The organism is Micromonospora acroterricola, from assembly GCF_003172955.1.
In the GTDB taxonomy this organism is placed as follows: domain Bacteria; phylum Actinomycetota; class Actinomycetes; order Mycobacteriales; family Micromonosporaceae; genus Micromonospora; species Micromonospora acroterricola.
Window position 1 is genome coordinate 39,880 of record NZ_QGKR01000196.1, and the last position, 11,121, is coordinate 51,000.

Consider the following 11,121-nt stretch of genomic DNA (forward strand, 5'->3'; position numbering starts at 1 on the left):
GCGCTACGACCCCCTCATGCTCCGGTTCCGGTTGCGGAAAACGACCATCTTCGAGCTGACCTCTTCGCCGGACCAGCCGGCGGCCAGCGCGTCTGCTCGGGCTTCGTATGCCAGCGCGGCGCCCACCACGCTGTCGATCTTTCGATTGGACTGGTCGTGCTCCTTGCGCACCAGCCGGTGCCCGCCCTTACGCCGCACGTACGCGTTGCCGAAGTGCTCCACGAACACCGCGTCACCCGAATGCCACACGGCGCCGTTCATCAGGTCGGTGCGCAGCCGGTCCAACGCCGCGGCCATCTGCACATCCCGCCGCGTCTCCCACGACAGGACCCGCTCAGCGCCCAGTTCCTCAGCGAGGCTGTCGACGTCCGACCGCCACTCGTGCGGGTCGGCGTACAACCGGCTGACCTGGTAGCGGGCGAACGCCTCCCGGATGGCGGCCAGCACATCCGAGCGGGGGACCTCCCACCAGTTGCCCTCCGGTCCGCTGGGCTTCGCCCAGATCCCCACCGGGAACAGGAACCCGTCCGACATCCGCGCGCCGATCAGCACCGTCGCGTCGTCGCGCAGCGATCCGTCGAAACCCAGCGCGATCGCCTCGCCGGCGGCTACGGCCTCCTTACGGGCTTGCCGCTCCACCACGTCCAGCGCGATCCAGGCGTCCTTCGTCGACAGCGGCCGGTTCAGGTAGTAGCGGGCCGCCTCCGCCTCGTCGGCGCAGATCCGCGGGTCACGCATGTTCCGGTAAATCCGGTCCAAGTCCAACCACCCGGCAGCCTCGCCGTACACCTGCCGCAACTGCGCCTTCGTGTGCGCCTCGTCGTCGAGGTCGATACGGCCCTTCGCCTCGCGGTGGTCCATCAGCACCGACGGCGACAGCTCGCCCTTGCGCCACGCGGTCAGGGTGTCCTCGAACACCGACTGCTCACCCGGCCGGTACGCCGTCGAGGTCTGCATCAGCCACGGCTGGTCCCGCTTGCCCAAGTTCCGACTGACCGTGCCGTACATGCTCTTCAGCTCGCGCAGCACGTACAGGTGCGTCTCATCGGCGCACACCCAGGTCTCTTTCCCGCCGTCCTTCGACGCCGAGCCCGACGTGCACGCCCGAATCTCGCCGCCGTGCGGCAGGTACAGCGCGGTCGCCGACTGGTAGTTGCGGGCGCCGGAGATGGCCTCGTAGATCTCGGGGTGGGTGTCCTTGCCCCACTCGCCGCAGATGAAGGCGATGTTCTCGAACGTGTTCCCGGCCTGCGACTCTTCCGTGGCCAGGCACTTCAGCAGGGGCGATACGACGGGGCGGCCCACCGGCTGCCCGTCGGCGTTCCAACCATCAAAACGCACCTCGCCTAGCGCCTCGGCCACTCCGATCCAGCCAGCCAGTTCCGACTTGGCCCGGCCCTTCGGCCGAGACAAGACCGCTTCATCGAAGACGCGGCGGCCAGTCATCGGATCGAGCCGATAGGCGTGACACAAGAACTTCAGGAACTCCTTATCCCGGTGGAACTCCACCGGCGTGCCCACCACGTCCCCCGGACCGTGGCAGCAGAACGCCTCGATCCAGGCTGCCACGTCGTAGCCCAGCGTCGGGAAACCCAGATTCAACGGGTCATCGGCCCGCTCCGGATTCCAGGGCATCAGCCAGGCTGCCGTAGCCGGTCACGCAGGCTCGTCACCGTGCCCGCTGATTTCGCGGCGGACGGCCGGTATGCACCCCGCGAGCCACCGCGCTGCTGCGGACGCTTTCCTGATACCTCGTCCGGGATCCGGAGCGACGCCACAAGCTGTTTCAAGACGTTGGCCTGCTGCCGGGCTTCCGACAACGCGTTGTCAAGCGTCACCGTCACCTCGGATCCATCTTGGCTCTGCTTCAGACGCATCCACCCCGACGCGTCGCCAGACAGCACCTGATCCAGGGTGTCGAGCCGGTCGGCAATCCGGCAGGCCTCCTCAAGGATGACCCGCTCAGCTGGGTTGAACTGCGCCAGCTCGTTCATCTCGCGCCACAGTCGGCGCCCTTTCGCACCCAGGCCGGAGGGTGCACGCTCCGTAGCCACAGGCACCTCCGGAAACTTTTCAGGGCTCTGGACAGCGAGCCATCTCCCCGGCGGTACTGCTCAGGCCACCCCTCGGGGGTGGGTGCCAGGGGGTGGTAGTCACGCTGAGTCACACGAGGGCGAAGCTGTTCATCGCCGCCGCGGTTGCTCCGCGCCATGTTGCAACGGAGGTGCGTGATCCGGGTGTTGGCGTAGGTGTGCCGGCCGCCAAACGACAGCGGCACGACATGGTCGAGCGATGCGCTCATTGGATGTGGGTACGCCTTGCGCTGGTCAACCTTGCGGTGACAGATTCCGCAGCGCCACCCGTCCCGTTCACCGACCACATCGCGGTCGACGTTCTCCGCATCGGCTCGGCGCTGGGCGGCTCTACGCCGCTTGGCCCTGATGAGGTCGCGCTTCCGCTTCCCCTCCGGATCCTCCGGGATGGCGAAGCGAACGTCTGGGTAGCGTTCGTCCTTGTAGTGCCGGTTGCACAGGCCCTTGGCCCGGTGTGGTCGAGGGCAGCCCTCGCGGTCGCAGCCCCGTCCGTTGCCGGCCTCTCGGCACCGCTTCGAGCAGTAAGCCACGCCGCGCTGCTTGGACTCGAACTCGGCGAGGCAGACGCGACAGGTGAGGCGATGGGTCGTCGGCTTGCGGTTCGCCACACGAGCGGCGAGCATCGCGGCATACCGGCCGTCAGCTCGGCATCTGGCGGCGTAGGCGTCGCGCCTGCACTGCTGCGAGCAGTACGTCGGCGGAGGGCCTGACTTCTTCCGGCGCTGCACAGCACCGTCGCACTGGGGGCAGGTAGCATCTGCCATGTCGGTCCACCTCAATTGGATCGGCCATAGCCCGGGGGTGTTAGCGCACCCGCCGGGCCCTTTCATTATCGCAGGTAGATGCGACAGTTACCGCCGTTGCTCGCGCAGCTCTCGGCCGTCGAGGCTGTGATGGCTGACGAGCCAGCCCATCGACCCGTCCTCGCCGGGGACCGGCTCCGTAGTTGGGCCGCACACGCAGTCCTGACCGCCGCTGCTGTCGTGCTCGATGAGGTCGTTAACGGGGACGACGTGCACTGTGGCCATGTCAGTCGTCGTCTTCCGGCCGCAGCGTCTGCGCCTGCTGGATGTGCAGGCCGTGCTGCAGCAGGCCGACTGTGTCCCATGCCTTGACACCGTCACTGGTGAGCGTCCAGAGGCCGCGGTCTCCGTCTGCGTCCATGCTCTCGACCAGGGCAACCCACTTGGTGACCATGCTCTTCTCGTGCTCGGCCAGCACGTTGGCGATGGCGTCGGCGAGGTCCCGTTCGATGGCTGGGCCGACGTCGTCAGGGTCTACCACGGTCGCGCCTCCATCCTCTGTTGCACTGCATGTGCTCGGGTCCGCGCCAGGTGCGGCGGTCCTCGGTGTGCCCCAAGTCCCAGTCCTGACCTGGCCGGATGCGACGGGTGGGCATGACGCAGGTGGGTGCCTTGCAGTCCACCTTGCCCAGGTCAACGGCTGGCTTCCACCGCTTGCGCTCCAGCTCGTGAGCCCGGTCGTATCCGCGTTGCTGTCTGCTGCCTCGCGCCTGGTCTGCCTCGCGTCTATGCGTACCGCAACGGCCGCCATCGGTTAGCTGTGGGCATCCAGGTGCTGAGCAGACGCGCTTCGCTCGGGGCATTGTTCGCCTCCGTGCTGGTGCGGTGCGGGCAGGCCAGTCGCCACAGCCGGCCTGCCCGCGTTCCCCGCCCCTCGGGTACGACGAAGCCCCGCCGGCACGGGGGCACTGGCGGGGCTTCGAAGACACTTCTGGTAGGTCACATCTTCGTAGGTAGTGGGCCTACACGTCAAGCTGGCGCGCTGGTCACCAGTGGTGGCGTCGCTTGGCCCGGTACGCCCGCCGCAACCGGGTGACCCGGGCCAAGCGTGGCGCCTCAGTCCACAGCCCCTCGTCAAGGATGGGTCGCAGTGCCGCCCCGATGCCCTTCATGGCCTCGGCGAACTGTGTAGCCGCAGCCGTGAAGGACACGCGGACGCGATCGAAGTCGGCGGCCATCCGGGTTGGGTGCGCCAGCACGAGCTGCTGCCACTGAGTGAGCGGGATGTCCAGCGCCTCCGCCAGGCCGGCGATGCCGCCTGAGGCAGGCTGAGGGGCAGAGGCGTCGGCCGCCCAACGCATCGCGTCTGGTGACGTCTCCCAGTCACTGATCGCGTGGTCGATGGTGTCGACGATGCTCATGCTGCTGCCTTCCTGCTGGTGTGGGCCTGAATGTACGCGCCCAGGTGGTAGATCGATCCGTCGTCGCTGGCCCAGGTGGCTTGGCATGCGCGGCAGTGGGCGATCTGCGCGTGGAGGTTGACGCGCAGCTGGCCGGTGACCTTGCAGGCGGGGCAGGGGACGTGGGGTGCGAACAGGGGTGCGGTCCAGCCGGTGGCGACGGACGCCCACCGGTGCCAGCGGCGCATTTCGGCGGCGAGGAGGGTGAGGTCGTCGTCGTCGAGTTGCGGGGTGGCGCCGATGAGGGCGCGGAGGTTGGCCTCGGCGGTGTCCCGAAGGTCCAGGTGGAGGGATGTGCACCAGTGGGCGACGTGCGTGCAGATGGCCGCGTGGGTGCTGAGAGCTTCCAGGGCGAGCGGTGGGCGGCTACCCGGCACCGACCTAGGGCCGGGCTCTGTTCGGCCTTCTACGGGCTCTACAGCGGCCTGATGGAGTTGGGTGAGGAGTCCGGGTTGGGTGGTGCGCCACTCGCGGTGCTTCTCGTTGCGGTTCTTGTCCCAGTAGCGCACGCGTTCGACGTGGTGGTGCGGGTCGCAGAGCTGCTCGGCGAGCCCGGTGATGGCGGTAATGGTGGCGTCGCGGTCCATCTCAGTGGTCCCCCCGGATCTGTAGGCTGGCCGGTGTGTACGGGCGCCCTGTCGGGGTGCTGGTGGTGGCCCAGGACTTCGCCGGTCCTGGGCCACCGGCGTGTCAGGCCCGTGAGATGCGGTAGCCGGCCCGGTCGATGGCCGCCAGGACGCCTCGCACTGTGCCGCGATCCAGGTCCTTCGCCCGCTCCGACAGGTCGCGGTAGGGCACCATCTGCTCCTCACCCCATTCGCTGCGACGCGACGTGACGCCCTGCTGGGTCTTCGTCTCCATCCATGCCACGTGCACGGCCTCAGACAGCGCCTCAGTCATCTCCTCGATCGGTTCGGCGGGCATAAGCCGACTAGCCTCAGCAAGCCGCTCCCGTTCGTCCTCTCGGATCAGCCCCTCCATCGCGTCGAACGCCGCGCGGGCGTACATGCTCTCCGGGTACATGTCGATGCGGACGAAGTGCTCCAAGGCGGCTTGGACCGCCCGTTCGCGGAAGCGCACCGCCCGAGCGAAGGCCGCCATATCCGGCTTGCTCGGCAGAGCGGGGCCGGTGGTGTCGGCCATGGCGCTGTCCTTCCGTTGGGCCGCTCAGCGCGGCGCGGTGGTGGTCACAGGCCGATGCCGGCGGCGGGGTTCTGCCGCCAGCGGTCGGTCGGGGGTGGAGTGGGCTGGAGTGACTGCGGGTTGAGCGCTTCCGCTACGTCGTTCCAGTACTGCTCGCGGACGCCAAGCATCGTGGCGGGGTTGCGCTGCCGGTACAGGTCGAAGACGCCAACCGTGTGTGCTTCGCGGACGTTGCAGGACCGACATAGGTAGCCCCGGACCAACGCGGTGGCGTGATCGTGGTCAAGCACCAGACCGCGGCCGGCGCGACGGCCGCGGATCGCGCAGAGCCCCTCCTGCCACGCCTGCATGGCGAGGGCCCCGGCGGGCGCGCTGAGGATCATCTCGCGGGCGTCGCTGCTGAACCCCTCGCAGGCGATGTCGAGCAGCGCGGCGATGTCGAGCACCGGCCACCACCAGCACGCCGGCTCGATCGGATCGGCCCACGCTTGGTCGAACGGGGTGGGCCGAGCGCGGTGGCGGTCGTACTCGGCGCGCTCCTCAGCGGTGAGATGCTGCGCGCATGAGTCGTAGCCGGACGTCCGATGTGCGGTGCAACGGCCACCCCTCCTGGTCTTACGTCCGCATTTGCCCAGTTCAGAAGCGCCGTCGCTCATAGCTCCATTGTAAACTAATCTGGAGTCTCGTTTACACCGCAGGTCAGGGGCACTATGAAGCTCTCCGGGTACCTCCGAGTCAGCACCGAGTCGCAGATGGACGGCTTCGGCCTCAACGTCCAGGAGAAGGCCGTCCGGTCGTGGTGCCGCGCCAACGGGCACCGACTCGTCGCGCTGCACACCGACGCCGGGGTCTCCGGCGCGAAGGACGCCGCCGACCGGCCCGGCCTCTCGGCCGCTCTGTACGACATCGAGAAGCGCACCGCCGAGGGACTGGTCGTCCCCCGCCTCGACCGGCTGGCCCGCGCCGTCACCGTCCAGGAGGCGACGCTGGCTCTGGTGTGGCGCTACGGCGGGTCGATGTTCGCGGTCGACGGCGGGGAGGTGCTCCGCGACGACCCCGACGACCCGATGCGCACCGCGATGCGGGAGATGGCCGGGGTGTTCGCCGGGCTGGAGCGCCGCATGATCGTGAAGCGAATGCGCGACGGCCGGAAGGCCAAGGCCGAGGCTGGCCGGCACGCGGTCGGTCAGTACGCCTTCGGGCTCCACGGTGAGGGCAAGGGGCGCGAGCGTGATGCCGCACCCAACCCCGCCGAGCAGGCCGCCCGCGACGAGATCGTGCGACTCCGGAAGGCCAAGCAGTCGTACCGGGTGATCGCCGCCGCGCTGGACGCCGCCGGGCTCCGGCCACGCCGAGCCGACCGCTGGTCCGCGATGGCGGTCCGGTCGGTGGCTCGGCGGGCGGGTCTGAGCTGACATCTGCGCTCCTGGTTCGTGGAAATTTGCTCAGTTATCGCGATGCAGGCACCCGTATCTGGGAGTTATCCGGTGTGCACGGTCACCACGTCACCGGGCCGTGGAAGGTCGACAGCCGCAGCTTCATGCCGCACTCGTCGCAGCCGTAGCGCCGAGTCGCGCGGCCGGGCGTGTACGCGCCGGGGATGAACTCGCTGTGCGGATAGGTGATCTCGACCTTGACGCGGGTGGGCCGTCGCAGTAGCGCGTTCTTGATCTGGCTGAGCAGGCTCATCTCGGGCACTCCTTTGCAGTGGCCGCAGGGGTGCGGCTCGTAGATCGGGTAGGGGTCGGTGGCGACGAGGGTTGAGTCGGTGCCGGTCCCGGCGCACTGGTCGCAACTCATGGGGCGCTCACCATGTCGAGCTGGTCGCCCTTCGCCCGTGCGAGGGCGGTGGTGGTGAGGACGTTCATCAGCTGCATGCCGACGAACCAGGTGTAGGCGGGCGGGATGGCCTCGGACAGTCCGTTGCCGGTCATCCAGTCGATGCCCATGCCCTCGGGGCCGGCGTAGGTGCCGATGTCGCCGGTGAACGACGCGTGGTAGCCCCGCTCCCACATCTCGCGGCGCCGGCTGTGCGCAGTGCGGCGCTTGTGACGCTCGTGCCGCGGTGCGACCAGCGTCAGGCCGGGCGACGGCTCGAAGCGGCGGTGGCGGATGGTCCGAAGTCCGAACATCTCCCCGCACAGCACGATGGAGCGGGCCCGGTCGAGCGACGCCTCCATCACGTTCTCGATCACCCACGGCATGTCGTAGGTGAGCATCAGTTCGCGGCCGGGGGTGACAAGGTCGAGCGCCGGCTTGACGGTGCGCAGGGTGCCCTTCTTGAAGAACTGGCACGGCCACGACGCGTGGATGGCGTCGAAGCTCTGGACGTAGGCGCGGTCGCGGAGCACGGCGAGGGCGTCGCCCTGGTGGAACTCGTACGGGTAGCGGGGCTGCGGGTCGGTGTCCCAGCCGACGACGTCGAACCCGGCGTTGGCGTAGCCGCGGGCGGCGCCGCCTTGGCAGCAGCAGAGGTCGAGCAGGCGGGGCTTCATCAGGCGGCGTCCTCTCCGGGCGGGTTGACGGTGTGGGCGCCGACACCGGCGGACGGGCTGAACGGGGCCACCACCGGCCGGTCGGGTTCGCCGTAGCCGGCGGCGCGTAGGAGGGTGACGGCGTCGGCGAGCAACATCCGCACCGGGAAGGACCCGTAGGCACCGACCGGGTCATCGGCGGCGAGCACGGCAACCTGGAAGCACGGCATGTACGCCCACCAGCGGCCAGCGTTGGCCGGTCCGACCCCGGCGCGCTGGACGACGAGCAGCCCGACGTCGGCCTTGGCGTTGGTCACCTCGGCGGCGAGTTCGGCCATCCAGCGTTCGATCATCAGGTCGGAGGCGGTGCGGGCCGCGTCGCCGCCCTTCACCTCCCAGCACACGCCGGGGGTGCCGGTGATGTCTCCGGCGTCGAGGGCACCGCGGAGGCTGCGCCGTTCGGCGTGGGGAAAACCTGCCGACTGGAGGTAGCGGACGACGGCGGTCTCGGCCTTTGTGCCGATGTCGCGAGGGCGGCGCTTCACGACTGCACCTCGGTGAAGAACTGGCCGAAGGTCAGGGCGTCGTACCGGTCGAAGGTGCCGTTGACCGCCCAGCGGACAACCCAGTCGCCGAAGTTGGCCTTGCGGCGGCCGTCGGCGGTGAAGATAGTCAGCCCGGTGACGACCAACCCGTCGTCCGGCTTGGGCCCGGCGGGCTCGAAGAACTGCTTGGAGTCGGCCCACTCGTAGACGGCGCGCATGTTGGCCTTGGTGAGCTGGACGGCCTGGACGTGGAGGCCGGCGCTGTTGCGGTAGGCGCGTAGCTCGGGCAGTGGCAGGACGTAGCCGGGGCTGTACTCGCTCGGCTGGTTCGGCTGGGTCATGGCTTCTCCTCAGTACGGGCAGGTGTCGGGGTCGACGACAGCGGCGACGGTCGGGGCAGTGGTGGCGGCGTGGTCGGCGGGGATCCGGCGGTGGCAGCGGTGCTGGGCGAGTACGGGCCCGACGTCGCGTAGTGCGGTGCCGGCGATGCGGCAGGCGTTGCGGTGGACGAGGCCGAGGCGGGTGAGCGTGTAGGTCTGTAGGCCGGCGCAGAGGGCGTGGATCTCGCCGGTCTGGTTGAGCGGGGTGAGGTCGACGCGGGCGAGCAGTCCTTCGGCGTGGCCGGTGAGCACGGGGGCGCCGCAGCGCAGGTGGGTGTCGACCTTGACGGTGGTGGTGATGAGCGGCCCGGTCATCGGGGCTCCCGGAGTTGTCCCGGAGTTGATTCCGGCTGTCCGCGCCAACTCCGGGTCCAACTCCGGGTGGTGTTGTCGCAGGTCAGGGCGTGGATTGACGCCCGTCCCGGAGTTGCCGGAGTTGATTCGGCCGTTCCATACGTGCGTGTGCGCGAGGCGTTGCTTACTTCTTCTTCGCGCGTACGCGTAAGACATCCATTCCAACTCCGGTAACTCCGGTTGATCTTTGGGCATAGTGTCTGACCTGCGGAAACGTGACCCGGAGTTGACCCGGAGTTGACTGATTTCCCGGAGTTGCAACTCCGGGTCAACTCCGGCAGCGGGGCGCTCACGCCTCACCGCCCTGCTCGACCGACCACCAGGTGACGTTCTTGTCGGTGTCGCGCTTGGCGCGCAGGACGTAGTCGCCGTAGAAGCGGTCGACGTGGCCGCGGAGCCGGGCGCTGAGGGCGACGGCGTTCTTTGGCAGGTTGCTCTCGCCGTCGGTGATGAAGTCGCCCTGCCACCGGTCGTAGGTGCTGCCGCCGGTGAACTCGATGTCGGCGGACTGGCGGATGTCGCGGGCGAGCTTGGGGGTGCTGCCGTAGAGGTCGTGCCAGCGGCCCAGGAAGCTGATCCACTCCGACTTCTGCTCGTCGAGCTCGTGCACGGCGTCGGCGTTGGTGAGGAACCCGTCGATGCCGTGGTGGGCGAGGAACCCGCCGGTGGCCGCGGCCCAGGTGGAGAACTGGCGCATGGTGTGGCCGGTGCGGGCGGCGCCGTTGGCGATCCAGTCCATGACGAGGATGAGCAGGTGCCGCAGCAGGATGGTGCGGTTGCCGGGCGTCTTGACCCACCGGTCGAGGTCGGGGATGGCGAACCCGGTGCGCAGCTCGGGGTGCGGCGTCTTCGGGTCGAGGCGGATCAGCACGGTGCGGGTGGCCATGTCCCCGCCGAGTCGGATGTTGTTGCCGGTGGCCAGCCACAGCCGGTCGTTGGCGGCGCTGAACGTCTTGTTGGTGCCGAGCAGCCGGTCGGTCCACACCGGGGTGGTGATGAGCATTGCCAGCACCGGGGAGTCGATGATCTCGCCTTCGCGGATGTTGTCGAACACGACGGTGGGCGCGTTCTCGTCGAGGACCGCGGTGATGGCCTTGCGCTGCTCACCTTCTGAGCGGACCCAGGTGCGGACGCGTTGGCCGAAGAGCAGGCCGATGCCTTCGGAGAGGATCGTCTTGCCGGACGAGGGGGCGCTGGCGCTGATGAGCCCGAACGGTGTGATGGTCCGCAGGTAGGGGCGCAGGATCTGGGCGATGAGCAGACCGATGTAGTTGGCCCGGTCGGCGGGGTCGACCCAGGGGAAGTCGCCGAGGAAGTCGGCGAGCAGGAACCGGCGGGCCTGGTCGACGACGTCACCGCCGGGCTGCTCGGGGATGTGCGGCACGGCGACGGTCGCGGCGTAGTAGAGGCCGGTGGCCGGGTCGTAGCCGGGCTGCTGGAGCAGGGTGCCGTCGGGGCGCAGCACCGGGGAACCGACGATGCCGTGCAGCGCGGGTACGCCGGGCCAGTACCGCCGGGACAGCACCGACGCGAGGGTCCGGGACGGCGGGGTGATCTCCTCTTCGTAGAGCTCGCCGTCGCGGGTCTTCTTCATCCGGTGCGTGTAGGTGTGGTGGGCGAGTAGCGCGGCGAGGCCGTCGGGGCTGATCGCGGTGGAGATGACGGGCAGGGGTGGCTGCTCGGCGGGTGCGAGGCCGGCGGCGGAGCTGTCGCCGGAGACGCGGGTGAGTTCGACGAGTTCGCCGTTGGTGACGTAGGTGTCGGGCAGGGCGCCCTGGTTGATGGCGTCTTGCACCTGGCGGATGGTGTCGGCGTCGCCGTCGAGCTGGATGGACCGCTTGATGGTGTGGTCGGGGGCGGGGATGGCGAGGGCGGCGGTGCCGTCGACCGGGGGCGTAGTGCGGGCGGCGGCCGGCGCCGGTGCGGGGT

The 11,121-nt window shown here is 69.1% G+C and carries 15 protein-coding genes; 1 reads left to right on the forward strand and 14 read right to left on the reverse strand.

Annotation, left to right across the window (positions count from 1 at the left end):
- Positions 1-3: 3 nt before the first annotated feature.
- The 8 genes from DKT68_RS15330 to DKT68_RS15365 all read right to left on the reverse strand — a co-directional run bounded on the left by DKT68_RS15330 (position 4) and on the right by DKT68_RS15365 (position 5,885).
- Positions 4-1,635 carry a hypothetical protein gene (locus tag DKT68_RS15330; protein WP_109818084.1) on the reverse strand — a complete coding sequence of 544 codons (1,632 nt, stop codon included), beginning with the start codon at positions 1,633-1,635 and terminating at the stop codon, positions 4-6.
- Positions 1,635-1,994, reverse strand: a complete 360-nt coding sequence (locus tag DKT68_RS15335; protein ID WP_109818085.1) for a hypothetical protein — start codon at positions 1,992-1,994, stop codon at positions 1,635-1,637. The genes DKT68_RS15330 and DKT68_RS15335 overlap by 1 nt, the downstream gene beginning before the upstream one ends.
- Positions 1,991-2,923, reverse strand: a complete 933-nt coding sequence (locus DKT68_RS32705; protein ID WP_109818086.1) for an HNH endonuclease — start codon at positions 2,921-2,923, stop codon at positions 1,991-1,993. Before DKT68_RS32705 ends, DKT68_RS15335 begins: the two co-directional genes overlap by 4 nt.
- A gap of 199 nt (positions 2,924-3,122) precedes the next feature.
- On the reverse strand, positions 3,123-3,377 hold the full coding sequence (locus DKT68_RS15345; protein WP_109818087.1) for a hypothetical protein: 255 nt from the start codon (positions 3,375-3,377) through the stop codon (positions 3,123-3,125).
- A 505-nt stretch (positions 3,378-3,882) separates the two neighbouring features.
- A complete protein-coding gene (locus DKT68_RS15350; protein ID WP_109818088.1) occupies positions 3,883-4,257 on the reverse strand; it encodes a hypothetical protein in 375 nt (124 codons plus the stop codon).
- Positions 4,254-4,883, reverse strand: a complete 630-nt coding sequence (locus DKT68_RS15355; protein ID WP_109818089.1) for a DUF7341 domain-containing protein — start codon at positions 4,881-4,883, stop codon at positions 4,254-4,256. The genes DKT68_RS15350 and DKT68_RS15355 overlap by 4 nt, the downstream gene beginning before the upstream one ends.
- 103 nt (positions 4,884-4,986) lie before the next feature.
- A complete protein-coding gene (locus DKT68_RS15360) occupies positions 4,987-5,439 on the reverse strand; it encodes a RyR domain-containing protein (RefSeq protein ID WP_109818090.1) in 453 nt (150 codons plus the stop codon).
- A 44-nt stretch (positions 5,440-5,483) separates the two neighbouring features.
- Positions 5,484-5,885 (reverse strand): endonuclease domain-containing protein, encoded by a 402-nt coding sequence (locus DKT68_RS15365; protein WP_236646909.1) that lies wholly within the window; start codon positions 5,883-5,885, stop codon positions 5,484-5,486.
- A 264-nt stretch (positions 5,886-6,149) separates the two neighbouring features.
- Between DKT68_RS15365 and DKT68_RS15370 the strand changes: the two genes are divergently transcribed.
- Complete coding sequence (locus DKT68_RS15370) at positions 6,150-6,854, forward strand: recombinase family protein (RefSeq protein ID WP_109818091.1); 705 nt, start codon at positions 6,150-6,152, stop codon at positions 6,852-6,854.
- An 82-nt stretch (positions 6,855-6,936) separates the two neighbouring features.
- Here the strand turns inward: DKT68_RS15370 and DKT68_RS15375 are convergent, their stop codons facing one another.
- The 6 genes from DKT68_RS15375 to DKT68_RS15400 all read right to left on the reverse strand — a co-directional run.
- Positions 6,937-7,239, reverse strand: a complete 303-nt coding sequence (locus DKT68_RS15375) for a hypothetical protein (RefSeq protein ID WP_109818092.1) — start codon at positions 7,237-7,239, stop codon at positions 6,937-6,939.
- Positions 7,236-7,934, reverse strand: a complete 699-nt coding sequence (locus DKT68_RS15380; RefSeq protein ID WP_109818093.1) for a class I SAM-dependent methyltransferase — start codon at positions 7,932-7,934, stop codon at positions 7,236-7,238. The genes DKT68_RS15375 and DKT68_RS15380 overlap by 4 nt, the downstream gene beginning before the upstream one ends.
- Positions 7,934-8,458, reverse strand: coding sequence for a hypothetical protein (locus DKT68_RS15385; protein WP_236646910.1), 525 nt, complete (start codon positions 8,456-8,458; stop codon positions 7,934-7,936). The genes DKT68_RS15380 and DKT68_RS15385 overlap by 1 nt, the downstream gene beginning before the upstream one ends.
- Complete coding sequence (locus tag DKT68_RS15390) at positions 8,455-8,799, reverse strand: hypothetical protein (protein ID WP_109818094.1); 345 nt, start codon at positions 8,797-8,799, stop codon at positions 8,455-8,457. The genes DKT68_RS15385 and DKT68_RS15390 overlap by 4 nt, the downstream gene beginning before the upstream one ends.
- 9 nt (positions 8,800-8,808) lie before the next feature.
- Positions 8,809-9,153, reverse strand: coding sequence for a hypothetical protein (locus tag DKT68_RS15395; protein WP_109818095.1), 345 nt, complete (start codon positions 9,151-9,153; stop codon positions 8,809-8,811).
- Positions 9,154-9,481: 328 nt separating this feature from the next.
- A partial coding sequence (locus tag DKT68_RS15400; protein ID WP_201749051.1) for a hypothetical protein occupies positions 9,482-11,121 on the reverse strand: 1,640 nt, incomplete at its 5' end.